This is a genomic window from Labilibaculum sp. (assembly GCF_963664555.1).
GTDB lineage: Bacteria > Bacteroidota > Bacteroidia > Bacteroidales > Marinifilaceae > Labilibaculum.
This window is the reverse complement of record NZ_OY761461.1, coordinates 4933213-4960075: the sequence shown is the minus strand read 5'-3', so window position 1 is coordinate 4960075 and position 26863 is coordinate 4933213. Positions and strand designations below refer to the sequence as shown.

Sequence of the window (26863 nt, the reverse complement as noted above, 5' to 3'; positions counted from 1 at the left end):
AAAAGTTTTTCTTGAACCGGACAATTTGTCCACTTCAGAAATTTAAACGGGATATTAGGTAGTTTGGTATTTTAACAATCCAAATTAATTGAATTGCAGGAAACGTTTGGTGATGTATCGTACCGGATAACGCGATGCGGCATATCCAATTGAAACAACAGTTGTAAAGATGATAAAAATATCGGTAAAATGAATATCAACGGGATAGGAATCCATAATAAAAGCTCCATTTCCTGATAGAGTAATCAAGCCAAATTTTATCTGTAAAAAGCAGATGGCAAGTCCCAATCCTACACCAATAGCTGCACCTAACAGAGAGATAAGCCAACCTTCAAGCAGAAATATTTTTTGAATTGTTTTTTCTTCAGCCCCCATGCTTCGCAGGGTGGCAATGTCTTGTTTTTTATCTAAAATAAGCATGGTTAACGAACCAATTACATTAAAGGATGCAATGACAAGAATAAAAGCTAAAATAAAGAAAATAGCCATTTTCTCCGATTGCATCATTTTAAATAAAACATCGTGAAGTTCAAATCGGTTTTTCACCACAAAATCCTCACCCAGGAGCTGTTGTATTTTGTCTTTTACGTCTGCAATTTCAGATTGATTGAGAATGGATAGCTCGATGGCACTCACTTCATGATTGTAGGCAAATAATTTTCTGGCAAAATCCAGAGGAACCAACACATATTGAGAGTCAAAATCTTGTTGAATGGTAAAATATCCCGAAGGATACAGATATTCAGTTGCAAAGGCATCCGTTGGGTTCAGCCCCAATTTTGCATTGCGTTTGGGTACATAAAATTTAATGTAATCGGTAAAGGTGAGCCCCACACCAAGATCCCATGCAACGCCGTAGCCAAGAACTGCAAACTGATGATTCCCACTGTTTAGCAGAAATTTACCCTCAACCATCATGGTGTCGATGCCGGTCATTAAGGTAAACTCTTCATCTACGCCTTTTATGATTGCGGGGCGTTGTTTGTTTCCGTATTTAAGCAAGGCATTTTCTTCCAGCACTTCAGAGTAGAAAACCACATTTTCCATTTTCCTGATTTGCTCAAAAGTAGAATCAGGAACAAAGGTTTTGCCTGTACTTGGAAGAATTTTTAAATCAGGATCGAAGCTGCCAAAAAGGTCACGGATCAATCCATCAAAACCATTGAACACCGAAAGAACAATTACCAGAGCCATAGTTCCAATTGCAACACCAATAACCGATATCATCGAAATGACATTGATTACATTCTGTTTCTTTTTCGAAAACAGATATCGTTTTGCAATATGGAAGGGAAGGTTCAAGTAATTTACATTGACTTAAGAGATGGACTGCTTTTTTGTGAGCTGCATTATGAAAGCAAGTTGTTGATATTTTCGATATAATCTAACGAATCATCAACAAAAAATGCCAATTCAGGAACTATTCTAAGTTGTTTTCCAACCTTATTTCCAAGAATTCTACGAATATTTTTCGTGTTCATTTTAATTAATTTAAGAGTCTCTTCTGTTTCACTCGAAGGGAAAATGCTAAGATATACTTTTGCAAGTCCTAGATCAGGACTGATACGAACAGTAGTAACCGAAATCATTTTGCCGCCAAAAAGATTTCTTGATTCCATCTGAAATATCTCACTTAAATCCTTTAGCAGCAATCTTGAAACTTTGCTTTGTCTTGTAGTTTCCATAAATAATCTTCTATTTTTTTTACAAAGATAGAATAAAAGTCTGGAAGAGAGGGAAAGTAGTAAAAGTCTTGAAAAGTAAAATGTGGATGGAATTAAATTCGTGCGCTTTCCTCTATTATTAATTCATTATTCTTAATTTATAATTGAATAGCTACCTTTGCGCCTTATGGCAGATTTGTTTGAATATGGATATTGGGGATTGTTTGTAGCAAGCTTTTTAGCGGCTACTATATTGCCGTTTAGTTCCGAAGCAATTTTGAGCCTTTTTGTTTATTCTGGTTACGATATATCTGTAACCATTGCTGTTGCTGGTCTTGGGAATTGGCTGGGAGGAATGCTAACCTACTATTTGGGTTATTTGGGCAAGTGGCAGTGGATCGAAAAATTTCTTCGGATCAAGCAGGATAAGGCTGAAAAAACAAAATTATTCCTGCAAAACAAAGGAAGCATTCTTGCCTTTTTTGCCTTTTTACCTATTGTAGGCGATATAATTCCTTTGGGGTTGGGATTGCTGAGAAGTAATCCTATTTGGGTAGCTCTGTTTATGGCCATAGGGAAATTGTGCCGGTATATTGTTTGGGCATGGTTTACGCTGCAAATAATCAATGCGTAAGGAATACAAATTGGAACAAATCTTCTTCATATTAGCAGATTAACACTATTTCAGGCCTTCAATATTTTTTTTGTTCGATTCGTTTCATAATTTTGCGGGATAATTTTTTAAAGTATAAACGGCTCAATACTTGGGCTATTAATAAATCAGATCATGAATACAGTAGTTAGTGGAATTCGATCTACAGGAAATTTACACCTGGGGAACTATTTCGGAGCGATAAAGAATTTTGTTCAAATGCAGAACGATAACAATTGCTTTTTCTTTATAGCTGACTGGCATTCCTTGACTACACATCCGACTCCTGCTGATCTTCACTCAAATGTTAGAAGCGTATTGGCTGAATATTTAGCTTGTGGGATCGATCCTGAAAAAGCAACTATTTACGTGCAGAGTGATGTTCCTGAAATTCCTGAGTTGTATTTGTTGATGAACATGAATGCTTATCTGGGAGAATTGGAACGCACGACTTCTTTTAAAGATAAAGCGCGCAAAAGTCCCGAAAATGTGAATGCCGGTTTGTTAACCTATCCGGTTTTAATGGCGGCTGATATTTTAATTCATAAAGCACAAAGAGTACCGGTGGGGAAAGATCAGGAGCAGAATTTGGAAATGGCCCGAAAATTTGCAAAAAGATTTAATAACACATACGGCGAAGATACCTTCCCAATTCCTCAACCTTATTCATTCACCGGAGAATTTGTGAAAATTCCGGGATTGGATGGATCAGGGAAAATGGGTAAATCAGAAGGAAATGCAATCGGCTTGGTCGAAGATCCGAAAGATATTCGTAAAAAAGTGATGAAAGCTGTTTCGGATAGTGGTCCAACAACTATAAATCAGGAAAAACCGGAGGCAATTCAAAATTTATTTACTCTAATGGAAGTGGTTTCGACCAAAGATACTTACGATTTCTTCAACGATAAATACAACAACTGTGAGGTTCGTTACGGTGATCTTAAAAAGCAGTTGGCCGAAGATATCATTCATTTTACAGCGCCAATCAGAGAGCGTTTTCTTGATATCTCTCAAGATGATGCTTACCTAAGGAAAGTAACTCAGCAAGGAGCAGAAAAAGCCCGCGAAAGCGCAGCTAAAACCCTTGAAGAGGTTCGTAGATTAATAGGTTTTCGTAAATTTTAAAAAGTACGATTGTACAGATACAAGAAAATGCCGTTCCGCAAGGAGTGGCATTTCTTTTTTGGAGTGTTTCATATTGGGGCGGACTTTTCGTTTTTACTTCTTAATTTATGAATTGCTTCGCAAAAAAAAATAGGTTGAGGGGCAAGCACTTTTCCCGAATTCTATGGTTAAAACAAGAATTTCAGGTTAAAGTTTAAATTAATTTTATGCTGCAATGTGAATATTCTGCAAGTAATTATCTTTCCCGGATTACTGTTTAACGTAAAGGTAACTTGTGATGCGTTCGCACATACCTAAAATTTTATATTGTTTGTTCGCCTTTTAAAAACGGACATACTTTGAAATTGGATTTTGAGGGATAAAACTGAAGAGTTTGAATTATAAACAGGAGGTAAGTTTCGCAATTAAAATATCGTCGGAAATTTATCGTTTTAATTAATGAGAATGAACAAAAAATGAAAGGGATTGATTAGAATTTTATCTTGATTTGCTGATTCAAGATAATAAATCTTAATTTTGCTTCATTAAACAGTAGGTATAATTTTTGGGTTAACAGATACAATCAAGTGCTTATAGCCTAAAAATGGATGTAATTACAATCAAATATTAGATTTTAAAAATGAATATATTGATATTTCCAATCAGGTTCTTATACAAACTATATTTCTTTCTTTATTTCGTAATAACATTATTGCTTTTTTATCCGGTATTTAAGTATTTGTTATCCGAAAAAGAACGTTTCCCAAAGGCTTTTAAGGTGATAAAAGTGTATGCAAAGGTATGGCTTTACGGATCAGGAATATTTCTTCGGGTGAAGGGAAGAGAGAATATAATTACCGGTCAGCCATTTCTAATTTGCTCCAATCACAGCTCTTTTATCGATCCGGCAACATTGTATATTATTTTCGATCAGCACTTTGTGTTTACAGGTAAAAAAGAGATTGAAAAATGGCCTTTGTTTCACATTTTTTATACCTCAGGGATGAATATCTTGGTAGACAGACACAATCGTTTGGGAGCGCTAAAAAGTTTTAAGAAAATGATGGATGTAATTGCAGAGGGCTATCCATTGGTAATTTTGCCTGAAGGAACCATTCCTCAAAATGCTCCTAATTTGGGAGAATTTAAACCTGGGGCTGTTTCCATCGCCATACAAACGGGGATTCCGATATTGCCAATTACTCAAACTACCAATTGGAAAAGATTGCAGCGGGGAACTATGTTTAAAGGCAATGCGAGTCCTGGTATTGCCGAGGTAATTATTCATCCGTTAATTCCAACTACAGGATTAACCAAACAGGATGCGGAAGCATTATCGGAAAAGCTGCGGAATGTAATTAATAAGCCTTTGCAGGAGAAATATGGTGTTTCATAAAATCATAATTATATAATATGACAAAATGCCAACTTGTAAGAGTTGGCATTTTTATTTTGTCATGTTTTTTAGTGACATATTGACTGTGTAAACCAAAAATCCAGATGGCACGGTTATTGTCCGGATCATCTGGTTATATTGTTTTATAAATTAAATTTATCAATTGTTAGAATAAACCTATTAAATAGAAATAGCATTCGAGGCTAACAACCTTTACTATGACAAACTGCACTGTTTGTGTCGACAAATGTATATATTAATTTGATTAAAGTGAATGTTTATTAACATTTATTAACAATCGGCATTCTATTCAGAGTTTCCCGCTTTGAACATTAGGGGATAATTAATTAATGTTTTTATCCATACAAAAAATATAATATGGAAGAAAGTGATAAGATACCTTACCTATCATTGAATATGTTAGGGGAGTATAGTGAGGCTACAAAAGCTAGAAAAAGATCGATTATTAGAAATCAGAAAAAACCCAAGAAATTTATTTTTGCAAGATATGCTAGTGCTAAGAGTGCAATAAAAAGTTTTTTTGCTCAAGATGAATTTGAACCACTATGTGTTAAAGCTAAAATAAATGAATTGGCTAAGAAAGTTTGTTCTACTGATTTTCAAGTGAATGACCGAAATTGTCAAATTCAAGCATTGGAATCATTTCTTACGACAAATCTTGATTCTTCTTTGCAAAAATTTACTTTTGAGAGATTTCGATCAAAACAAAAGTCAATTTTCATTCATGGATTGACAATTGGTATTTCACCTGATTTAGTAATACGTGGTGAGATTAATGGACAGAAGATTGTAGGAGCTATAAAGCTTCATTTTTCTAAAAGTGGTGTGTTTAAGGGATCTGCTGGTCGTGTAGCGGCTACGGGTTTATATCGTTTTATGAATGATATTGTTGCTACAGAAAGTGAAGTAGTAATTCCTTCATTGTGCATCGTTCTTGATGTTTTTGAACAGAAAACTTATCAAGCACCTGAAAATATAGATTTTTATATGAAAAAATTTATAAATGCATGTGATGAAATAATGGATATCTGGGATGACGTAGCTTAATTAAAAATCTCAATAAATAATGGGGGTTGTTGATATCACTCAACAACCTCATTTGGGCTTTAAACGTTCGTTAACTATTAAATAATATGGTATTTAACCTTTAATAGGAATGGTAAAAAAGAACTGGGAGCCTACACCTTTTTCCGATTCCATCCATATCTCACCTCCGAGTAATTCTACATAGGCTTTGGTTATTGATAAGCCAAGACCAGAACCTTCAATTGCTTTGGTGTTTTCCAGATCTACTCGAGTGAATCGTTCAAAGATGCTTTTTTGTACATTTTGTGGTATTCCAATTCCGGTATCTTTTACAAAGAATTCCAGTAAATCGTTCTTTTTTGTGCAGCCAAATGTAATTGAGCCGGAATTAGTATATTTTAGGGCATTATTAATTAAGTTGGTAAGAATAGAGGTCAACATTGCGCAATCTGTAAAGATGAGAGATTCTTCGGCTGGCAACATGGACCTAACGCTTAGTTTAATTTCTCTCTTGTTTGCATCGGGTAAGAAAAAAAGAAGTTGATTTTGGAGCAACTCGCTTACATTTACTTGCGAAATGCATTTAACGATTTGATTGGTTTCAATTTTCGAAATTTCAATAATGGCATTGATTGTTGCGAGCATTCGTTCCCCGCTCTGCGATATTATTTTAATGTATTTTTCGCGTTTTTCGCCACTTAATTTTGGTGTGCTTAACAAATCTGCAAACCCAAGGATGCCATTCATTGGAGTCCGGATCTCATGACTCATATTGGCTAAAAAAGCTGTTTTCAACTTCTCACTTTCTTCTGCTTTTTCTTTAGCAGCAATCAGTTCCTTTTCAGTGTTTTTTTGTGCAGTTAAATCGATAAAATTTGCAAGGAAGTCATCACCCAATACAATTCCGGATATTAAAATTTGCTTAACATTTCCATTTTTACAGGTTATATTGTACATATCCGGTGTAATGTCAGTTTTATATTTTATTCCATATTCAACGGCTTTTTCCCAGTTGTTCAATACCCATTTCCGATATTCAGGATCAGGATATGCCAATTGCCACCAATTATCCATGTGAGGAATATCCTCCAGAGTATAGCCGAATGTATAAAGAAAACGATCGTTCAGATATTTAATTTTTCCGCTTGTGATGCTCACAAGGCTAAGCGGTATTGGAACCCGCTGAACAAAAGTTTTAAATTGGCTTTCTTTCTTTATTAATGCCTTTTGTGCTTCTTTTTGATCGGTTATATCGCGGTGAACCAAAACAATTTGAGTGACTGTCTCAAATTCATTTTTTATTGGATAAACGCGGGTTCTCAGCCATCGGCTTTGGCTTTTATAAATAGAACCGGCTTCAATTTCTGATGTAAACTGATAATCAGGAATATCTAGTGTTTCTCCGGCATAAGCACGCTTGATATAGTTTAACATGCCCGATGAGCGAACCTGAGGACTTTTAAGAATATTAAATTTGAATAAAGTTATTTCTTTGGGTATTTGCCAAAGTTCTTCGTACGCTTTGTTAACAGAAATCTGTAATCCATTTAAATCATATATTTCCACAGTAAATGGAGATTGTTTCATTAACAGTCTGTATCTTTCTTCACTGTCTTTTAGTTCATCCTCCGCCTTTTTTCTTGAAGTAATGTCTTGAAATACACAATATGTTTTTTCAAATGTCCCATCAGGGTGGCAACCTGTGCAACCCTGCAGCGAGATGTATTTGTAGTGCCCTTTTTGATGTCTGATTTTAAAATGAACATCATTCACATAACCACAAGCCTTAAATTTCGGAAAATTTGTTTCAAAAACATGTTTCCAATCAGGATGAAGGAAATCACCGTAGTTCTTGCCAATTACATCTTTCTTTTTGTAGCCTAAAAACTTCAACCAGGTATTATTAACATCAACTATATTGCCATCGCTGTTTAAAGAGTGATAGGAAAGAGGCGCATTTTCGAAAAGGGTTTTGTATTTTTTCTCACTTTGCTTTAAGTGGTGATAATAATGCAAGCGATTGATTGTATCCCCTAATCTTCTGCTGATTTCAATAAATAATTTTTTATCAAGTTGAGTCCATTCCCGTATTTTCGAACACTTATGAACTCCAAATAAATAGTTTGTCTTATTCATGTTTGTTACTGGAACAATCATTTCAGATTTGATATTAAGTTCCTTAATATATGGCTCGTTCTCATCTGATTCCAAATAGCTTGAGGTGAAAACATCATTGGCAGGATATTCTCTTTTTTCAAAAAGTTCCTGCTGATAATTATTTGCCAATTTACTTGTGTCACTTATTGGAATACATTGCACCTGGGGTTTAACAATCTCAATAGGCGGCAATTGAAACTCTTTTTTCTCATTGATAGAAGCAATAAAAAAAGCCCGGTCTGCTTTAAACACTTCCTGTACCACATTAAGTACATCGGAAATCATTTTTTCAATGTCTTTTGAAATAAGGGTAATCTGGTGTATTTTCTCGAGTGTATCAATGTAGGTGAAAAGATTTTGTTTCACCTCAACCTGTTCAGATATGTTGCGTGAAATACCAAGTATAAGTTTGTTACCGTTTTCATCTAATAAAGAGATACTAACTTCAACAGGAAATGTTGAACCATCTTTTCGTTTGTGATAGGTAGTTTGTTTGTAATTTTTTTCACGATTCAGAATTGAGAAAAATTCGAGAAGTTTTTCTTTGGTTTTGTACTCAGTATCAACGTCAAATAAAGATAGAGCAAGAAGCTCTTCTCTTGTGTATCCCAAATTAGCACAAGCCTGTTTGTTCACCTCAACCAATTTCCCATCAAGATTGAACAAATACATTGCGTCTCCTGAATTAAGGACTAAGGATCGGTATAAATTGGCGTGCTTTTGGTTGGGGATGGTCATTGCACAATCATTTTGGTTGAATGCTTACTAAGATACAAAAAATAACAAGCTATGTCGCTTTATTTCAGGTTATTTAATTGGATTGAATGCAATTGAATTCTTTGTTTGCAGAGCTGATCATACATAAAAGAATCCTATTAAGTAAAGCAATATTGGGGATTAATATTTCAAGGCTGATTCAATTCCGTCAATTACCCGAAAAGCACCTTCTGCCAGAGCTTCCATTTCGTTTTCGCCCGGATAAACAAAGAAATCAGTAAGGTCTGAAACATATTCTTTTAAATCAGAAATAAAGCGCTCCGAATAGGCTATTCCACCAGTTATGATAATTCCATTCGCCTTGCATTTTAGGGCAGCATGGTAAGCGCCAATCTCTTTCGCAATTTGATATACAAATGCATCGTAAATAAGTTGTGCTTTTTCATTCCCCGAATCTATTAATTTAAAAACATCACGTAAATCATCAACACCTAAGTAAGCTTTTAGTCCGCTGTTTTTACTCAGCAGTGTTTCAACCTCTTTCCGGGGCATCGAATAACATAAATCCATTACACCACGAGTGGGCAAGGCTCCGGCCCGGTTAGGCGAGAAAGGTCCCATTCCCATCAAAGCATCGTTTACATCTACAATTTTACCCCCATCAACTGCTGCAATGGAAATTCCGCCCCCCAAATGAGCAATAACATACTTAGCCTTTTCGAAAGGGATATTTTGTTGTTTGGCAATTTTCCGGGCAGTCATTTTCATGTTTAAAGGATGCCCTCTTCTGTTTCGTTCAATGCCCGGCACACCTGATATACGTGCTTTTTCCCAAATGTTGCCCGCAGAGACAGGATCAACGGTAAAACTCTCATCCAGATGAAAATGTTTAGCCAGTTTATCGGCAAGCATACTTCCCAGATTCGAGGCATGATCTCCAAAACTACCTGTTCTTGCGTCTTCAAGGAAGCTGTTGCTGATTGTGTAAGTTCCCCCTTCAAGGGGTTTTACAATGCCGCCACGACCGACGATCCCAACCACAATCACATCTTTTTTGGATAACATTTGATCCAATCCGGTTTCTACCATCTGATAACGGTATTCAAACTGATCGGTAACCTTATGAAACTGATCCAATTCCTTTTGCGAATGGCGGATAATATGTTCAGAAACAAGCCCTGATCTGTTGTATAATGCGATTTTAGTAGATGTTGATCCCGGGTTGATTACGATGACAATTTCCTTTGGATTCATAGAGTAGGAGAGTTGAGTTTAAGATGTGATTCTGAAAGTACGAAAAGAAACTCAATCATGAAATCATGTAAAGTATTTTTCGGGACTTAAATTGTGGTCAATAAGTTTTTTTTGCATTAAATTCGTTTTTTTACCTTCATCCAATCCTCAGTAGTCAAAAAACTTTCGTCCATATTCTGTATCATATTTTTGAATTTTTTCATTGGGACTGCATAACTCAATGTGTTTTCGGGAACATAAGGTCGGGCCGAAACATCAAACATCCCTAAAATAGCCTTCGGATTCTCCTTTTTGCTTTCCAGATAAGGGTAGGAAATAATTGAACCGCAGCCCGAAGAAAAAGGGGCAATGTTGCTAAAAGGATCTGTTTGGTCGAAGTTTGCCAAAGTAAACAAGCCCGAAAGAATATCGGGAGTGGCAAAGAAAATGACAACATCGGGTTCATCCTTTTCATTGAGCAGATCCCAGCGTTTAAAAGTGATGTATTTTGCAGGAGCAGTAAATACAGGAAACTGATCGATGGCTTTTTGTGCTATTTCAGGAGTCTTCAAATATTTTTCTTTGCCGGTGGAAAGAAACATATTTAATCCGGCAGGACGACCGGCAAAACCGGAATAGCATCTTCCGCCCATGCATCCAATTGAATCAGCAGAAAAACTGGCTGCAGTTCCTTTTCGGATTTTGTGCAGAAGGGCAATGATACAGTTCCACGATTTGGTAACGATTTCCTGATCCTGAACCTTTTCATTGCTGTACCAAAAGCAGATGGGCAATTCGGTTTCGCTTCCGAAATATTTCGCCCATTTTGCGGTAAATTCTTCTTGAAGTTCTTTTTTCATTGCTTTAGCAGATTGGTTCTTATGCAAATATCAGACTTGTTTGATGGACTGGCAACTGAAATGAATAGATTTTTAAGGATAAATACTTCATTATCCGAAACACGATAAAAATCGATCAACTCGCATAATTACAAAGCTTTCATGCATTTGTAAAGGGCTTCGGGAGCGTTATCTTATAAAAAAAGATATATTTGTATGGTATTAATCCGAAAGATGGTTTAGTTATGGACAGAGAATTATTAATTGAAAAATATAATGTGCCGGTTCCCCGGTACACAAGTTACCCAACAGTTCCTTTTTGGGGAGATCAGCGCCCGGAAGCGGGAGATTGGCTAAAGGTGGTAAAAAGAACTTTTGATGAATCGAATGCTTCGAAAGGAATTAGCATTTACGTTCATTTGCCTTACTGCGAAAAACTTTGTACGTACTGTGCCTGCACAAAAGTGATTACGCGCAATCACGGGGTAGAAGATCAGTATATTGATGCTTTGCTTCAGGAATGGCAGATTTATCTGGATACTTTTCAGGAGCAGGCAATTATCCGGGAGCTTCATTTGGGAGGAGGAACGCCCACTTTTTTCAATCCTGAAAACCTGAAAAAGTTAATCAATGGCTTGAAAAAGAATGCAAAACTGCATCCCAAGCATGAATTTAGCTTCGAGGGACATCCGAATAATACCACCCGTGAGCATCTGCAGGCTTTGTACGACGTAGGATTTCGAAGAGTGAGTTTTGGAGTTCAGGATTTTGATCCGGAAGTACAAAGGGTAATTAACCGCCTGCAAAGTTTCGAAACCGTTAAGGAAGTAACCCTGGCGGCACGCGCGATTGGTTACCATTCGGTAAACTTCGATTTAATATACGGACTGCCTAAGCAGAAATTGAGTTCGGTGAGCGATACTTTCGAGAAGGTAGCAGAGCTGAAGCCCGACCGGATTGCTTACTATTCATACGCTCATGTACCATGGAAAACCAAAGGACAGCGCATTTTTACCGATGCCGATATTCCTGATAGTGCAGGGAAACGTGCTTTGTACGATTTAGGAAATGAGAAGCTGGCAGAATTGGGATACAGCGATGTTGGAATGGATCATTTCTCGCTGCCTCACGATGAATTATACATTGCCCGCGAAGCCAGGCGGCTGCACCGTAATTTTATGGGATACAACACTTCGCACACCGAATTGCTGATTGGTTTGGGCGCATCTTCTATTTCGGATGCAAAATATGCCTACGCACAAAATGTAAAGCTGATTAAGGCTTACGAAGAGGCTTCGATGAACGGTGAGCTTGATTTGGAAAAAGGCTACTTCCTAAGCGATGAGGATGTGATTGTGAAACGTGCGATATTGGATATTACCTGTCGGCGTGAATTGCTTTTTACCGATGATTTGAAAGCTTATCTGCCGAAAACGATCAAAGAGGAACTTCAGGTGTTAGCCGATGAAGGAATTATTACTGCAGATGATGAAAAATTGATCGTTACCGATTTGGGGATGATCTTTCTGAGAAATATAGCCAGGCTTTTCGATAACAAACTTCGATACGCAAAAAGCGGAGAAGACAACATGTTTTCGAAGGCTATTTAAGGCAGGAATAAAATCAAAAAACCCGGTAATCAGGAATGAGTGCCGGATTTTTTATGCCTTATGTTTTGTGTGATGAATTGCAGTGTCCGAAGAAAATAGTGTTCTTTTATATCTTAAATTTTCATGAAAAAATAAATAGTTCGAACAGCCATAAAATTACCGTACAGTTACATGAATGCATTTTGTTTGACCTTCTAAAAGAACGTAACATTTACCTTCATCCTGCATTTTAATTAATTCGCGCAGTAATAAATTTCGGAGGCGGTAGGTATAAACAGGCTTGCTGTTACCTCTCTCAAAAAAACGTGTCTGCGATATATCAAAGGTTCGGGCATAATAATGCGAGGAACTATTTGGCGTAGCGTTTACATTGCTTTTGCGCAGCGATTTTTGGTCTGCCAAAGTTCGTAATATTGATGTAACTGAAAACCGGTACTTTCGCATTCCCAACTCTTCGAGTTGGCCGCAAAACCTTTCGCCAAGCAGCTCTAAAAATTCTACAGCCGGTTCCTGCAGGTAAGGTAGTGAATTTGTTAAATGGGGTATTTCATAGTATTGGTTATCGCTTATTTCTTCGAGCTGATAATGATCGCCGAAATCATCCGGGTTTTCCTTAAATTCAGCTTTTGAAACCAAAGGGTTTTTTAAGCCTTTGGTTCGGGCTGTTTCAAGATGATAATTATTATTATAGCGGCGCAGTGCTCTGCTTTCATCTTTTGTTAGCACCGGAACAGAGACCTGGGCTTCGGTTTTGCCTTTAGGGCTTAAGCTTTTACAAATAAATAGTATAGGTATAATTCCTGCAGCCAGCATGGCAAGCAGCAGTGCTTTACGAACATTGGGTTTTAATTTTCTTTTCGTCATCTCTGGATTTTACGCACACAAAGCTAAAAAAACAAATTTGAAACATTTACAGACTGTCCTTTTATTATGCTGAGAGAATTGCATCAGTCGATTGTTCTTTTAAATTTAATTCCTTTTTAAGCTTTCATCTTATTTTTTGAAATATTAGTTGGTTGTGCAACAGTCACTTTTGTTAGTATTAGTACGTTTTAATTCAGTCCTAATCGTCCATTAAAATAGTACATGAATAATGAAAGAATAAGCCCTATTATAATGGTTTTAATATTAGAAAATACGCTTTCTTTTATTCCGTCACTCTGATAAGCAGACCTGATACCTTTTGAATTAGTTATAATAAGAAAAACGATAGCTAATGAAATTGGTAACCAAGTGGATCTGAAACTAAAATATTTTGTCAAAGTTGGTATTAGTTCATACGTCAATATTAAAGATGGCAGTAGGAGCATAAAAACAAAGCCTATTGGTCTTTTTATAAATAATCCAATTAATCCTAAGAGTATTATTAATGGTTCTATAAATAAATTGAGTCTCAAAATAAGTATTGGATTATCCATCAATTCATTTACAGAATACATAGAATAGATCAAGTCAATTTGTGATAGAGTTACGACAACCAGCTTTATAGAAAAGAAAACAAGCAATGTAAGTCTTAATGTAGTTTCAGCTATTTTATTCCTTGTCATCTAATTAGTATTAAACGTTTGATATAAGATTAGCAGGGGATTTTCGGGTGATTCCTTATTCCCTTTAACTTGATCCCGATTCCCCGGGACCGTATACGAGACCCGTACGTACAGTGGTGTGAAAGCCTCTCCCTGCTAGTGATTACTAGCGGGGCGGGCTATTCGATTAGCTTGCGTTATTCCTTTCCAGTCAGACAATATTATTAATAGTCCTATTACAAATCCACTTAAAAGTCCGCCAATATGGGCTGCATTATCAATTCCTCCTAAGAATCCAAAAAGCAAACTCACACCACCATATAGTCCCAATATTATATAATAAAGTCCACTAAATCCTCTGTCAGCCTTAGTTACTAATAAAGCAATCATTACACCCATCATTCCAAAAATTGCGCCACTTGCACCAACACTTATTGTATTCTCATGCCAATAAATGCTAATCAAGCTTGCACCGATACCTGAAACCAGATATGCTATTAATGTTCTCCATCTTCCAAGAATCGGTTCAATCAAAGCACAAGTTGCCCCGATTCCAAATAGATTCATCAGAATATGCATTAATCCACCTTGTAAAAACATTGCTGTAAAAAGTCTCCAATATTCGCCATTTAAAACTTCAAGCCTTCTATTAGCTCCAAGGTCGAGTAATTCTAGTGGAGTTGGAGAAATTATATTTAATCCAGAGAATACCATTAAGATAAAAAAAGTCAAATTTAAATCTACAAGAATTGCAGTAGTAAAATGCTCACCACGTGGAATTAAAAACTTGACGATATCCTTTAGTTCATCATCTTTTAATGGCTTTTTATTTAGATATCTTTTCAACTCAGACTTATTCACAGTCGGAATTAAAGACATTATAAGAAAAACGAATGCACCAATTCCAAATGAACCAAAAATCCATGTTAGTTTGTTACCATATCTATTTTCAAATTTTTCCTTAACAGGTTCCAATATTACTACTTCTGATTTATCTATATCTGGCTGTCTGTTTTTAATTGCTGAAATATATCCGTCTTTATCATCTGAATTTCCCAGCACTTTCAAGTATTCATAATCAATGTAATCATATGCCTCAAAATCCTTTATGCTTTCATTATAGAACTCTTTCCACCTTTTATCTTTTTCAGAATCATTAGCATGATTACTCATTCCGTCCGTAAACTTTATTCCATACCAAAACTGATGATTAGTTTCATCTAAATTAAAGGTCTTATCGACGATTGGTACAATAAAAAAATTTGTGAAGTTTAATCTATCATTGTGTCTACCACTTGTTCTTGATGTGCGATGAAGACATGCATATTGCTTTATAACTTTTATATCTGAGATTTTATAGCAATCCGTTTTCTTTGCTTCTGATATTTCATTGATATTTTCAATTTGATGAAGTTCACTTGCAGATGCTTTTAAATATTCTTGGGCAATTATTGTTGGGATAACAATTGAAATAACTGCTATGAACTGATATAAAAAATATCCATTTTCATTTTTCCCATTAACATTCAAAATCCGAACATTTTTTCTAAACCAGATTATCATTGGGGCAAATGCAAAAACAATTGGAATCCAGTAATCAAGAGCCATTTGCTTTAAATTGAGAATTTCAAGTTTAAAGTCTAATAACCATCTCAATGTCGAATAAATTGAAATCGTTCCAATTGCAATCAACAAGTATGGAATATAAATATGTCTCAGTTTAATTTTTATATCGTTCATCGTATTTGCAGGATGTTTTTTCAAATTCTGACTAACGGATGGCGGTATGGTTAGTAAGGGATTGCGGGCTTTTTACCTATCAAGTTACAGTAAAATTTGAAGCGGGTTACTACACCCCAAAACCACTGAAACCCTTATTAACTATACCGCGTGTGTGTGCCCTGCATGAGCATGACCACACCCACCGAAAGGTCGTTGAAAATGTTAAATATACAAATTTAGCATAAACAATGATTCTTGGAGGGTGTATTTTTTTTCCAGAGGGTGCAAGTCCCTTATGCACTGTGGTGACTCTCAGAAGCATTAGTAAGTCGCAAGGTGGTTTACCGCGAGGTATGCACTGAAGGAAGCGAGACTACAAAATCCGGTGCTGACGAACCGCTGTATACGAGACCCGTACGTACAGTGGTGTGAAAGCCTCTCCCTACTAGTGATTACTAGCGGGGCGGGCTATTCGATTAGCAAAAGTATTTCTTTCAAGTTTCAATTCTCTATTTATTGAGTACGGAATATACATAATACTTTCTCTTACAAGCAATAATAATCTTAATGTTTTAGCTTCAAAATCATCCCTACTTATCTCATAGCTAAAATCACTATCAGTTTTAGGAGCATCAATTAGAAAACTCTTATGTTCAATGTAATTCCTAATCTTGTCCAATTCCTTCGCATCTGGCTCAATAGCTCCCAAAAGCTTATCGTCCTCAAGATATAATTCTTTACTTATCCAAAATAAGCCTCTAAGAATAAAATTGTTATTATTTGCTAGACTTTCTTTAATACCTTTTTCTTTATGCTCTTTTATGTACCATAATTTTCTGAAAGAAACTCGATGATTAGCAACTTGCAAATCAAAAATATTATTTATCAAATAAGCCACTTTATCAAAAATAGAATATGCAATTCTGAATGCAAGTTTTAAATTTTCATTTTTCTCAACATCTGTTATACATTGTAAAAACTTGCTCTTATAAAACAACTCTCGTGCATATCTAAATTCAATTTTAATTTGTTCAAATAGAGGAAAAGCTTCATTGAAATCAATTGGTATTGAGATATTATCATCCCTCGCAAAATCATAATTACTTATATCCAAATAAGGATTTAGTAATAAGCGATTATTAATGCACCAAAATATCAATTTCTGATGGTATTCATTTTCAAACTCAGCAGGTTCTTCTATTTCTATCGCATTATTTATAATATCAGAATAGGTAGTTTCAAGCCTGTCAATTTTAGCAAGATAGTCAGGAAGAGCGTGAGGCTCAACAATTAAATCTTTGGATTTTTTTAAATATTTATACCCAATTTGAATATACAATCTTTGACTTTGCTCAAACATCATTGTATTTAATCCATGATAAACTAATGAATTACCCTTATTCGCCATTGCCATGCCAAATCTTGGTTCAATTTCTATAACTTTATTCCAGTATTTCATGGATTCAATATACCTTCCTACAAAGTCAAATATATTTGCAAGATTTGTTAGGATTTGGCAATATCTTTCTATTGGGAGTTTGTCCTTTATAAATAGGCGTTCTGCAAGTCTTAAGTTTATTATTTCTTTGTCAATATTTTCATTATCCCACTCCCAAGATTTTTCTGTATTTTCTCGCTCATAGTGGCGAATACAACTATAAATTACACCTAAAAAATAGTGACAAACACACTTTTCAATTTGTTCCTCAAAGCAATCTAAATTTGTTTCTAAATAGTCTTTTGCAAGATTTATATGATTTAGGCTTTTGTGGTCGTCAGAATTATCAATAAACCCACCAATTGCATCAAGTTTATTCATGTCAAAATTCGACATGCTCGCAATTTCTTCATATAGTTTATCAAGTCGCTGGGTCATCTTAATATTTTTGCTAACGGACAGTGTAGCATTAGTGGCGGACAGCGGGCAAATCTCCTTTCAAACCGAAGATGGTTGATGCGGGGAACGAACCTTGCGGAATGTGCTTCACCCGCCATTAATGCTACACAATGTGTGTGCCCTGCATGAGCATGACCACACCCACCGAAAGGTCGTTGAAAATGTTAAATATACAAATTTAGCATAAACAAAGATTCTTGGAGGGTGTATTTTTTTTCCAGAGGGTGCAAGTCCCTTATGCACTGTGGTGACTCTCAGAAGCATTAGTAAGTCGCAAGGTGGTTTACCGTGAGGTATGCACTGAAGGAAGCGAGACTACAAAATCCGGTACTGACGAACAGGAACCTGATATGAGGCTATAAGTTTGGATAAGGCAACACATCATGTCGACGTCCCAGCTCTTTAAATAAAGAGAATAAATGAAGTAGTAGATCAGGCAGGCATTGGAGGAAGGTACCGACCGCAGGAAGATCATGAACACTATATTAAAATTATTACGTGAATAAAATGTTCTTACCAGGGGAGGTCTTGTCAACCACGAGTTGGTTATGGCAAGAATTGGAGCGAAGCGGAAATCGCGAATTCGCATGGAATTATTTTATGAGCAACTCAGCAGAGGCCATAGTAGCTGTAAGACCATGAGCCACAAATAGAGATTGTGGAGGACTCACAGAGCAGTGAAGGGCTGAACGTTAAGTTGTTTCAAATGTTGCAAAGAAGCTGTTGTTAACAACTCTAGCTTTGTATTAAGCGGAACAGGGAAAAGAAAAAGTAAACTAAAATGATTGAACAAATACTTACACGTAAGAATATGGTGCGGGCGATGCATCAAGTCCAGAAGAACCAAGGTTCAGCAGGAGTTGATCGTATGCCCGTGACTAAACTCTCAGATCTGATGTCAATTGATAAAGCGGAACTGACACAGAGTGTTCGTTCGGGTAACTATTTGCCTCAAGCCATTTTAGGAGTTGTACCGAACGAAGTGAGATCATGAACACCTTTTAAAATATAGTTTGGTGAATAAATTCCAAAAGGAAACGGGAAGATGCGCTTATTGGGTATCCCGACTGTAACCGACCGTTTGCTTCAGCAAGCGGTACTTCAAATTATCACGGCAAAGTTTGAATTTGAATTTTCGGACTTTAGCTTTGGGTTCAGACCGAACCGAAGTCTGCATCAGGCAGTACTAAAAGCTCAGGGATATATCAACGATGGCTATCAGCATATTGTAGATATTGACTTGAAGACCTTCTTCGATGAAGTCGATCATTGCCATTTACTGCAACAGCTATATCGCAAGGTAAAATGCAAAGCAACAATGCGTTTAATCCGCAAATGGCTGCGTGCCCCGATCTTAATCGAAGGCAAGTTGGTCAAACGCAGAAAAGGCGTACCGCAGGGGAGTCCATTGAGTCCGTTGCTGTCCAATATCATGTTGCATGAACTGGATCGGGAACTGGAAAAACAGGGATTGAAATTCATCCGCTATGCCGACGATTTTAGTATTTATACCAAATCGAAAGCTACCGCCCGAAGAGTTGGGAACAAGGTTTACAAGTTTTTACGAAATAAACTCAAGTTGACAATTAATCGGGAAAAGAGTGGCATTCGGCGACCTGTTCATTTTACCGTTTTGGGTTTTGGCTTTGTGCCTACCTACAGGAAAGGTGAGCGGGGCAAGTACCAACTGATAGTATCAGAAAAGAGTTGGAAGAAACTGAAAGAAAAGCTCAAACTAATCACTCGAAAAACGACACCGATGAGCTTTGAGGAACGCATCCAAAAACTGAATGAGGTTCAGCGGGGTTGGGTAAATAACTTCCGTATGGCAAGTATTTTAGTCAAACTTCAAGATCTCGACGGTTGGCTGCGCAACAGGCTCAGATATTGCATTTGGCACCATTGGAAGAAACCCGAAAAGAAAAGGCGAAGCCTTATCCGTTTGGGCGTTCAGCAAGGACAAGCCTATGCATGGTCTCGTTCACGTATGGGTGGTTGGGCGATTGCTCAGAGTCCTATTTTGGTAACTACTATTACTCTTGAAAGATTGCGGAAACGTGGTTATGAATCTATGCTCGACATTTACAAACAAATCACGCCTGTTCGACGTGATTCCTTATTCCCCTTAACTTAACGAACCGCCGTATACGAGACCCGTACGTACGGTGGTGTGAGAGGTGCATCCCGACTATTTTAGTCGGGACCATCTACTCAATTGTGCCTCGTAATTATCCTTGCAGATAAGTCTCAATATACTTCAATATTTTTTGTGGATTTTGAATAATATCAATTCTATCAATCCTCATGGCTTCATAAACTGCATAATGTCCACCAGTATTAATAATCGCTAAAAATGTCTTATTTGAGAATGGGCAAAATTCAATTGGAAAATTCTTGTAATCTCCAAAGTTTAAGAATAATCTATTAAAACTTTCATATTCGCGATTTGAAATCTGAAAGCTTTTATACAGCTCGATACTTGCTGTCAACTTACTTTCTCTCTCTTTATTATTATCCATGAAGCTCTGAAAATCGCTTTTATTGTCAAAGCTTTTGTTTAGACCTAAATGAAATTTAATAGGGTTTAATCTGTATTCAAATAGCTTCTCATCAACTTTTATCTGTTTATTCCTATTAATTAATTCAAAGTCAACCAATACCCTCTTACTATATTCGTAGAATTCAGTTACCTTTTTATTAAATAATTCACACATAGAATCATTCCATAAACTAGGGGATTTTCGGTCAATTGGGTTTGGATATTGAAAGTATAATGTTTGTATTTCATTCCATTTTTCACGCAAATCATTCTTGACGTTTTCGGGCCAATATAAATCATGATAATACATGGTTCCATCATTCCGTTTATTTTCTTCTTTCCAAAAAGGAGTTGATGAACCATCGATTTGAAAGTATAGTTTTTTCATATTTAATTCATTTCGAATTGAAGTTTCTAACGCACAAACTATAGAACTGATTTTTTTATAGTTAATGTCATTTATCCATTTATACCTTGTTACGCCATATTTTTTTAGGCTTTTGAAGTCATGTTTATTGTAATCTAGAAAGTAATTTATAAGCTGTTTATATTCATTAACTTTTAACTCCGATTCGTAGCCATATTTAATTAAAAAATCTAGAAAAAGATTAGGGTTTGTATAATAGTCATCAAGGAATATGGATAGTAAGTCATTTTCAGCAATATCTCTAAGTTGTTTTCTTTGCTTTAATCTCACTATCCGAATTATTGAATTTATCCCTCTAATTACTGTCGATATCATCTTTTTGTTTTATGAGGCACAACTCCCAAATAAAGCCATGGGCTTTATTTCGTTTATATTTTAATGAAAAGTGTATTTACCGACCCATATCGGGCAGTAATGTACACATATTATGATGATAACACGAACTGTTATCTGTAAAAACTTTACTAAGGTAGTAAAGCGAAACGATGATTCAAGCTGTCAAACCTGCCAACTTTTAGGGATGTGAGTAATTGCACAAAAAAAGCTTTTCTATTTTGGAAAAGGGCCAAGGGAGAGCCATTTTTTCTATTTGCGTTGTGCTGTTTTAGCATCTTGCTATTATAAAATCAACTACTAATCGATGTTATTTATTTTATGTGGCTAAAGCCTATCTATTCACTTCATGTTATCAGTTGCTTAAAAGCAACTGCAATAGATGTTTTGCATTAGTTTCATTTCACTTTCTCAATCATTTATATTTTCTATTGCCTAAAAAATAAGAGCAATAAACAGTCTGGTTTTCTATTTACATCAGTAAATGCTTTGTGTTTTTTATCTATTGCAGTTCGGCTTTAGCCAACTGGAATTAAAATATTCTTAGTGTTTGGCTTTAGCATCATCTTACTTCTTCAATCTCTTGCTTGCAAGGGTATCATTAAAAAACAAAGGGCTTCACATAGTGTGAAACCCTTAGCCTTAGCTTTAAACCAATTCGCTGTCTGCCACGTTTGTTTTTTTGCGGCGTTTTACCAACTCATTGTTTTTATCGATTAATTTGGCCATGGTTTTGGCGGTAGTTTCGTTGGCATCCGGGTTTACCTTTGTCATGGTATTCATATAGCTTACCAAGTTGGTATTAATTTCTCCGATGCTTTCTCTTTTCAACTGACTGGCCGAAGCCAAATCCTTCTTCACGCTTTTAGCATGCCGCTGTGGTTTTACTCGAAACCTGCTGTGCTTTTGGTCAAAACCTGCTGTGGTATTACTCGAAACCACACGTGCTTTTGGATGAAACCACACGTGGTTTGCATCGAAACCTGCTGTGGTTTTCTGAAAATATCAGATTTTGTTAAATCCAGTGTCTTTTACTGCTTTTATGGGATGTTTCTGATAGTTTCTCTGTTTGTTGGATTGTTATTCCAATGTTGGCTTTTTTTTATCTGAAAAAAGTTCCTGTAGCTGTGTCGGGAGCATTTCGCCGGTCACTTGCTTTTTTAATTACTTCTGCTTTCTCCTGATTGGTGTAAAGCGACCAGTTACCGATTTCTTCTGTTGTTCTTCTGCATCCAAAGCATACGCCGTTGCTGTCTTGCCGGCAAATGCTGATGCATGGCGATTGTATATCTTCCATATTCGTTAAATCAATTTATTGTTATTTAATAACTATTACTTGTTTAATAAACTTCCATACCAAAGATTAGAAGTTTTTAGCTAATAGCCCTTGGCTAAAAGCTATTTAAAATAGCAGGAAATATAAAATTTGGAATGCGATTCATCCAAAAAGAAAGTAAAATCGCACATACTATTTAAATTGAATACAAATAAAGACAAAAGAATCTGAAATTACAAGGGGATTTTGCAGGCTTATTTCCAATAAGCAAGGGCAAAAAATTATCAAATGAAAAATCCCGGACTGCGAAGTCCGGGATTTTCTCTAACCCTAATTACTAACCTAAATCTAATCTATGAAAAAAAAACTTATCTGTTTTGTACATTACAAATGTAGTGCATAGGAATGCTAAAAGGATTGAATTAAAGTTAATGAAACTTAAAAGTCAATAGGTTTATTTTGAATTTGCATTTTTCAAATAGGCCTGAACATATCGTATTTCGGAGTAGGAGTAGTTGGCACCAAGTTCTTGTTTGCACTCGTTTAAACTTTCGAGGCCTTCTTTTTCGAGCTGTTTTTTAATTTTTTTGATCTTCTTTTTCTCTACAAATTTATCGAGAGGCAACATTCCCAAGCCAACGTAATGCGCCAGATGTTTATCTATTGTTGCAACGGTAAGATCTCTGAAAGCCGAAATTTCGCGCACTGTGCGACCATCTTTATACAATTCCAGACTTATCTCTTTCGTATCTTGTTTGTTACCGGGTTTTATTATTTTTTTTGGTTCGGCCGATGTGAAATTCAACAGACCCAGATTTTGCCCCTGGCGATATTCCGTAACCATTTTGATTACATCTGCGCCGTAGTGTTCAATTTTTTTCTTTCCAAAGCCTTTCACAGCTTTTAATTGATCGGTTGTGTAGGGCAGATTGTTGGCAATATCAACCAGGCTTTGCTGCGAAGCAATGTAAAATACCGGAGCGTTTATTATATCGGCCAGATTCTTCCTCCATTTTTTTAGTGTCCGGAATAAATTGGGATGCTTTACATTCTCATCAACCACCTCCTTAGGACTCTTTAAACGGAAGTTTTGTTTCTCGAAATGAGCTTTGGCCCGAACAGTTTGGTAATTGGCAGTATCGAATTTTTTCAGACACGATTTTAAACTAACAAGCTTAACGCTTAGCTTTTCATTCAATTGTTTTAAATGCCCTTCGATTACTTTTTTTACACTTTGGTTGTCGGTATCGAAACTAAAATCTTTCAGAATGGATTGCAGGTGTTTCTCGAGTTTCTCTACAAAATAGGCCGAAGCTTTGCCAATTCTTTCCTGCGCTTCTTTGTTTTCATGCAGGTTCTGAGTATCGGCACAATATCGTTTTACCGATGGAATAAATTTTTCGCCAACCACCAAAACTTCTGATCCCAGAAATGGAAAGGCGGCATTCATTTTATCGGCCAGATTGCCCTGAATACTGTTTCTGTTATCCTGTAAGTGCTTGTTGCAGTAATTGCAGATTCGATAAATCTCATGAAAAGAAAACAGTTCTTCGAGAAGTTGAAACTGATACCTGCGAATGGAATTTTCCAGATTTTCTTCCCCCGGAGGATTGGCTTCAATATTTTGTGTGAATTTGGATACGGCGTTGTCGCAGATGATCCCGGATTTACTTAGCGTTGATTTAAGAACCAATCCTTCCAGCGACTTGCAGCGGCTTAAGGCTACGTAAACCTGTCCGTGGGCAAAGGCTGCGTTGGCATCAATCACTGCTCTTTCGAATGTCAATCCCTGGCTTTTATGAATGGTAATTGCCCAGGCCAGCTTTAATGGGAACTGCGAAAAACCACCCGAAATTGTTTCTTCAATTTCTTTGCTTTCCGGGTTGATGCTGTAATTGATGTTGTGCCAGTCTTCGGGATACACATCAATTTCGAAATTATCGGTTTCACATTTCACATGAATTACATCATCGCCAAAACCGGTAACCCTTCCTATTTTGCCGTTAAAATAGAGTTTCTCAGGCGAGCTGTCGTTTTTTACAAACATCACCTGTGCACCTGTTTTCAATTGCAGCTGCTCTTCGGTGGGAAAGGAGTATTCGGGAAATATTCCTGTAATGTTTGCTTTAAATTGCTGTGATTTTCCCTTTAGTTGCTTTAGTTTTTCTTCATTTATTTTTTGTGCCCTGGCATTGTGTGTTGTTAAAGTGATGTAACCATCCTTATCGGTTGGTTTAAAATCGGGCAGATATCTTTTTTCCAATTCGGTATAGGATGCCTGAGAGAGTTGGTTGTTCCTGATTTCATTCAGAATCTTGATAAATCTTTCATCTTTTTGGCGGTAAACATGTGTAAGTTCGATACTAATGTGCTGCGATTGCAGAAATGCACGGCTGCTAAAAAAGAAAGGGGTTTCGTAATGATTTCGAAGCAAACTCCATTCTTCGTTTTTTACGACAGGAGGCAGTTGCTGTAAATCTCCGATCATCAGCACCTGAACACCACCAAAAGGCAGGTTTCTGTTTTTAAATTTGCGCAGCACTTCATCAATTCCATCCAGCAAATCGGCACGAACCATACTAATTTCATCAATAATCAGCAGGTCGAGAGATTTTATGATATCGATTTTTTCTTTTCGGTACTTCCGGATGGGAGAATTGGATTCGGTTTTGGGGTTTTTATCCTCGTTTAGTATTTGTCCGGGCAATATGGGGCCAAAAGGCAGCTGAAAAAAGGAATGAATGGTTACTCCGCCGGCATTAATGGCTGCCACACCAGTTGGTGCAACAACAACCATTCGTTTGGGCAATTCCTCTTTTAACTGACGCAAAAAGGTAGTTTTTCCGGTACCGGCCTTTCCTGTTAAAAAAATTGTTGTGTTTGTGAATCGTACAAACTTGTGTGCCAGATCCAGTTGCGAATTACTTTCCATTTTGTAAGCATCAGTTTTTAGAGAAACTAAAAATACGAAATGTTAATGGGATACGAATGGAAATTTATGTAAGATTAATTGGAGTAAGGATATGTAATTGGCTGTTTAGCCCAAAAGCTAATATCCCGAAAGCAAAGTTTTTTTATTTACAGGAAGAGGAGCCTGTTCTTTTTCGTGCCGGGAATTCAAAAAGCAGGGCAGACTAATGTGCAGATAACAAGTGCAGTTCAGGAAATTGTAATGCCGGTGTGTTACTTCCAGGTATTCAGTGATTGGATATTGGGAACCATCCTGATGAAGGTAATGTTCCTTGAAAAAATATTCCAAATCGATGTGAAGCACTTTTTCTGAAAGATTGGCTTCAATAAATTTAATATCCTTTACCAACCAGGGAGCTTTAAGTTTTAGAGCTTCAGAAAAGATCTTGAATTCATTCATTGTATCAGGATTTTAAAGAACAAATCCGGATTGTAAAAAATCCGGATCTGTATTTAAATAATTATTTTTTTCCCATTCGCCTAAAAGGCAAAAGAACTAAAAAGCATAGTTAAAATGCAATAAAAAACGGGTACTGCTTTCTATCTCTGAGTTGGTAACGGTTCCATCAATCTGAGTGGTTCCGTAAGCCGCCGCAGTATAAATGATTTCGCCGCCAATTTTCATTTTACCAGCTAAAAACTCAATTCTTGGAGCTACCTGATACAGGTAATCGATATTGGATCCAAGGCTGTACAAACCAACAAAACTGCCATTGTCTTTGGCCAGATCGTCATCGGCACCCAGGTTTTTGCTGTAACCGGCGTTCAAACCATATCTAACATTTCCAGCTGTTGTGAAGACATCAGAAACCAGATTCCAGGTTTTGATATTGGTGTATTCGTAATCGCCGTTGGTTTTAACATTCTTAACCCCATATCCACCAAGCATAAAGAAATCACACATGTTTTGGCCATAAATGTTTTGAATGTTCCATTTGAATTTTTTACCGGTAATACCCAACCACAAATTTGTATAGCTGCTTCCGATTTTCTCATCGGTTTTAAGGCCAAGAGAATTTACTGTTAGGGGCATTAAGGTTTTGTAACCAACAGTAATCCCCGTTGAAATAACCTTTGAAAGTTGAGTCTCGAATCGGGCATTGAATTCAGGAATGGCCGATTGTTGTGCGTATTTCACACTATTGCCTTCAGGCCCTTTACTTTTAAAATCCATTTGAGAAAGCAAAGCCAGACTCAACTTACTGTTTTTAAGTTTTCGGGTATATCGTAATTGTGGCGCACGGTTTAAAACTCCAACAGGAATGCCTGCACCCCAATGCAATACTCTTGGGAATGCTGATTCAATAAAAATCGGGTGCCAGTATTTACCAGCTAACAACTGATCTTTTTCCCAATCTAATTTGATAAAGGCATGACGCAAACGCAGCAAACCTGTTTGATCGTTAGTCGTTCCCACAAAGTCTCCTTCTACCACAGCAGTACCTTTTGCTCCGAAAGCTTCGAATCCGGTAAGGGTAACATTCAATCTCGACTGAATGGATGTCATCATAAATTCGGAGCGGTCGTTTAGATCATTGCCTTCTGTGTCTAAAGATTTTGCAGCAGGAAATAAAAGAATTGCTCCTTCGCGCGCATTCACCGTTTTTCTGGTATCGAAATAGCTTTCGGCGGCCACAAACCCGTGTATGCTAACAACTGGTTTTTCTTGTGCTTTCGCTGCAATCCCCGATAAAACAAGGACTGAGAGGAATAATGTTTTTATTGTTTTCATTTTAGTTTTGATTTGGAAGTTG

At 36.7% G+C, this 26863-nt stretch carries 22 protein-coding genes; 7 read left to right on the top strand and 15 right to left on the bottom strand.

Annotated elements, in window-relative coordinates; translation table 11 throughout:
* Positions 1–84 precede the first annotated feature (84 nt).
* Entirely contained in the window at positions 85–1227 is a 1143-nt protein-coding gene (locus ACKU4N_RS19920) for an ABC transporter permease (protein ID WP_321319440.1), read from the bottom strand.
* Between the two features lie 122 nt (positions 1228–1349).
* On the bottom strand, positions 1350–1685 hold the full coding sequence (gene rbfA, locus ACKU4N_RS19915) for a 30S ribosome-binding factor RbfA (RefSeq protein WP_321319438.1): 336 nt from the start codon (positions 1683–1685) through the stop codon (positions 1350–1352).
* A 166-nt stretch (positions 1686–1851) separates the two neighbouring features.
* Here rbfA and ACKU4N_RS19910 point away from each other — a divergent pair, with 166 nt between their 5' ends.
* The 4 genes from ACKU4N_RS19910 to ACKU4N_RS19895 all read left to right on the top strand — a co-directional run bounded on the left by ACKU4N_RS19910 (position 1852) and on the right by ACKU4N_RS19895 (position 5884).
* Positions 1852–2298 (top strand): YqaA family protein, encoded by a 447-nt coding sequence (locus ACKU4N_RS19910; protein ID WP_321319436.1) that lies wholly within the window; start codon positions 1852–1854, stop codon positions 2296–2298.
* 153 nt (positions 2299–2451) lie between these two features.
* Positions 2452–3441, top strand: a complete 990-nt coding sequence (gene trpS, locus ACKU4N_RS19905) for a tryptophan--tRNA ligase (protein ID WP_321319434.1) — start codon at positions 2452–2454, stop codon at positions 3439–3441.
* A 619-nt stretch (positions 3442–4060) separates the two neighbouring features.
* On the top strand, positions 4061–4816 hold the full coding sequence (locus ACKU4N_RS19900; protein ID WP_321319433.1) for a lysophospholipid acyltransferase family protein: 756 nt from the start codon (positions 4061–4063) through the stop codon (positions 4814–4816).
* A gap of 378 nt (positions 4817–5194) precedes the next feature.
* Entirely contained in the window at positions 5195–5884 is a 690-nt protein-coding gene (locus ACKU4N_RS19895) for a hypothetical protein (protein ID WP_321319431.1), read from the top strand.
* 93 nt (positions 5885–5977) lie between these two features.
* On the opposite strand, the gene ACKU4N_RS19890 is transcribed toward ACKU4N_RS19895, so the two are convergent.
* The 3 genes from ACKU4N_RS19890 to ACKU4N_RS19880 form a co-directional block, all read right to left on the bottom strand.
* Positions 5978–8758 carry a PAS domain S-box protein gene (locus tag ACKU4N_RS19890; RefSeq protein ID WP_321319429.1) on the bottom strand — a complete coding sequence of 927 codons (2781 nt, stop codon included), beginning with the start codon at positions 8756–8758 and terminating at the stop codon, positions 5978–5980.
* Between the two features lie 159 nt (positions 8759–8917).
* On the bottom strand, positions 8918–9991 hold the full coding sequence (gene buk, locus ACKU4N_RS19885; protein WP_321319427.1) for a butyrate kinase: 1074 nt from the start codon (positions 9989–9991) through the stop codon (positions 8918–8920).
* A 116-nt stretch (positions 9992–10107) separates the two neighbouring features.
* Positions 10108–10830, bottom strand: coding sequence for a DUF169 domain-containing protein (locus tag ACKU4N_RS19880; RefSeq protein ID WP_321319426.1), 723 nt, complete (start codon positions 10828–10830; stop codon positions 10108–10110).
* A 224-nt stretch (positions 10831–11054) separates the two neighbouring features.
* On the opposite strand from ACKU4N_RS19880, the gene hemN reads away from it, so the two are divergent.
* Positions 11055–12419: an oxygen-independent coproporphyrinogen III oxidase gene (hemN, locus tag ACKU4N_RS19875; protein WP_321319424.1), complete on the top strand. Its 1365-nt coding sequence runs from the start codon at positions 11055–11057 to the stop codon at positions 12417–12419.
* Between the two features lie 156 nt (positions 12420–12575).
* On the opposite strand, the gene ACKU4N_RS19870 is transcribed toward hemN, so the two are convergent.
* The 4 genes from ACKU4N_RS19870 to ACKU4N_RS19855 form a co-directional block, all read right to left on the bottom strand.
* Entirely contained in the window at positions 12576–13283 is a 708-nt protein-coding gene (locus ACKU4N_RS19870; RefSeq protein WP_321319422.1) for a DUF5715 family protein, read from the bottom strand.
* 188 nt (positions 13284–13471) lie between these two features.
* Positions 13472–13966 carry a hypothetical protein gene (locus ACKU4N_RS19865; protein WP_321319420.1) on the bottom strand — a complete coding sequence of 165 codons (495 nt, stop codon included), beginning with the start codon at positions 13964–13966 and terminating at the stop codon, positions 13472–13474.
* Between the two features lie 135 nt (positions 13967–14101).
* On the bottom strand, positions 14102–15685 hold the full coding sequence (locus ACKU4N_RS19860; protein ID WP_321319418.1) for a rhomboid family intramembrane serine protease: 1584 nt from the start codon (positions 15683–15685) through the stop codon (positions 14102–14104).
* A 427-nt stretch (positions 15686–16112) separates the two neighbouring features.
* On the bottom strand, positions 16113–17543 hold the full coding sequence (locus ACKU4N_RS19855; protein WP_321319416.1) for an LA2681 family HEPN domain-containing protein: 1431 nt from the start codon (positions 17541–17543) through the stop codon (positions 16113–16115).
* Positions 17544–18387: 844 nt separating this feature from the next.
* Between ACKU4N_RS19855 and ACKU4N_RS19850 the strand changes: the two genes are divergently transcribed.
* Both ACKU4N_RS19850 and ltrA read left to right on the top strand, forming a co-directional pair.
* Positions 18388–18558 carry a hypothetical protein gene (locus ACKU4N_RS19850; protein ID WP_321318831.1) on the top strand — a complete coding sequence of 57 codons (171 nt, stop codon included), beginning with the start codon at positions 18388–18390 and terminating at the stop codon, positions 18556–18558.
* A gap of 30 nt (positions 18559–18588) precedes the next feature.
* Positions 18589–19698 carry a group II intron reverse transcriptase/maturase gene (gene ltrA / locus ACKU4N_RS19845; RefSeq protein ID WP_321322754.1) on the top strand — a complete coding sequence of 370 codons (1110 nt, stop codon included), beginning with the start codon at positions 18589–18591 and terminating at the stop codon, positions 19696–19698.
* A 94-nt stretch (positions 19699–19792) separates the two neighbouring features.
* Here the strand turns inward: ltrA and ACKU4N_RS19840 are convergent, their stop codons facing one another.
* From ACKU4N_RS19840 to ACKU4N_RS19815, 6 genes are all read right to left on the bottom strand, one after another.
* Positions 19793–20800, bottom strand: coding sequence for a hypothetical protein (locus ACKU4N_RS19840; RefSeq protein ID WP_321319414.1), 1008 nt, complete (start codon positions 20798–20800; stop codon positions 19793–19795).
* A 711-nt stretch (positions 20801–21511) separates the two neighbouring features.
* Positions 21512–21829, bottom strand: a complete 318-nt coding sequence (locus tag ACKU4N_RS19835; protein ID WP_321319413.1) for a hypothetical protein — start codon at positions 21827–21829, stop codon at positions 21512–21514.
* 136 nt (positions 21830–21965) lie between these two features.
* On the bottom strand, positions 21966–22160 hold the full coding sequence (locus ACKU4N_RS19830) for a DUF1289 domain-containing protein (protein ID WP_321319411.1): 195 nt from the start codon (positions 22158–22160) through the stop codon (positions 21966–21968).
* A 433-nt stretch (positions 22161–22593) separates the two neighbouring features.
* Positions 22594–25071 (bottom strand): helix-turn-helix domain-containing protein, encoded by a 2478-nt coding sequence (locus ACKU4N_RS19825; RefSeq protein ID WP_321319409.1) that lies wholly within the window; start codon positions 25069–25071, stop codon positions 22594–22596.
* A gap of 117 nt (positions 25072–25188) precedes the next feature.
* A complete protein-coding gene (locus ACKU4N_RS19820; protein ID WP_321319407.1) occupies positions 25189–25509 on the bottom strand; it encodes a hypothetical protein in 321 nt (106 codons plus the stop codon).
* A gap of 96 nt (positions 25510–25605) precedes the next feature.
* Positions 25606–26841, bottom strand: coding sequence for a hypothetical protein (locus ACKU4N_RS19815; RefSeq protein ID WP_321319406.1), 1236 nt, complete (start codon positions 26839–26841; stop codon positions 25606–25608).
* Positions 26842–26863 lie beyond the last annotated feature (22 nt).

Coding starts and splice junctions, on each gene's coding strand:
- ACKU4N_RS19830 (WP_321319411.1), bottom strand. CDS start 22,160: ATGGAAGATATACAATCGCCATGCATCAGCATTTGCCGGCAAGACAGC.
- ACKU4N_RS19815 (WP_321319406.1), bottom strand. CDS start 26,841: ATGAAAACAATAAAAACATTATTCCTCTCAGTCCTTGTTTTATCGGGG.
- ACKU4N_RS19910 (WP_321319436.1), top strand. CDS start 1,852: ATGGCAGATTTGTTTGAATATGGATATTGGGGATTGTTTGTAGCAAGC.
- trpS (WP_321319434.1), top strand. CDS start 2,452: ATGAATACAGTAGTTAGTGGAATTCGATCTACAGGAAATTTACACCTG.
- ACKU4N_RS19895 (WP_321319431.1), top strand. CDS start 5,195: ATGGAAGAAAGTGATAAGATACCTTACCTATCATTGAATATGTTAGGG.
- buk (WP_321319427.1), bottom strand. CDS start 9,991: ATGAATCCAAAGGAAATTGTCATCGTAATCAACCCGGGATCAACATCT.
- ACKU4N_RS19870 (WP_321319422.1), bottom strand. CDS start 13,283: ATGACGAAAAGAAAATTAAAACCCAATGTTCGTAAAGCACTGCTGCTT.
- hemN (WP_321319424.1), top strand. CDS start 11,055: ATGGACAGAGAATTATTAATTGAAAAATATAATGTGCCGGTTCCCCGG.
- ACKU4N_RS19820 (WP_321319407.1), bottom strand. CDS start 25,509: ATGAATGAATTCAAGATCTTTTCTGAAGCTCTAAAACTTAAAGCTCCC.
- ACKU4N_RS19825 (WP_321319409.1), bottom strand. CDS start 25,071: ATGGAAAGTAATTCGCAACTGGATCTGGCACACAAGTTTGTACGATTC.
- ACKU4N_RS19860 (WP_321319418.1), bottom strand. CDS start 15,685: ATGAACGATATAAAAATTAAACTGAGACATATTTATATTCCATACTTG.
- ACKU4N_RS19900 (WP_321319433.1), top strand. CDS start 4,061: ATGAATATATTGATATTTCCAATCAGGTTCTTATACAAACTATATTTC.
- ACKU4N_RS19855 (WP_321319416.1), bottom strand. CDS start 17,543: ATGACCCAGCGACTTGATAAACTATATGAAGAAATTGCGAGCATGTCG.
- ACKU4N_RS19880 (WP_321319426.1), bottom strand. CDS start 10,830: ATGAAAAAAGAACTTCAAGAAGAATTTACCGCAAAATGGGCGAAATAT.
- ACKU4N_RS19920 (WP_321319440.1), bottom strand. CDS start 1,227: ATGATATCGGTTATTGGTGTTGCAATTGGAACTATGGCTCTGGTAATT.
- ACKU4N_RS19890 (WP_321319429.1), bottom strand. CDS start 8,758: ATGACCATCCCCAACCAAAAGCACGCCAATTTATACCGATCCTTAGTC.
- ACKU4N_RS19850 (WP_321318831.1), top strand. CDS start 18,388: ATGCATCAAGTCCAGAAGAACCAAGGTTCAGCAGGAGTTGATCGTATG.
- rbfA (WP_321319438.1), bottom strand. CDS start 1,685: ATGGAAACTACAAGACAAAGCAAAGTTTCAAGATTGCTGCTAAAGGAT.
- ACKU4N_RS19865 (WP_321319420.1), bottom strand. CDS start 13,966: ATGACAAGGAATAAAATAGCTGAAACTACATTAAGACTTACATTGCTT.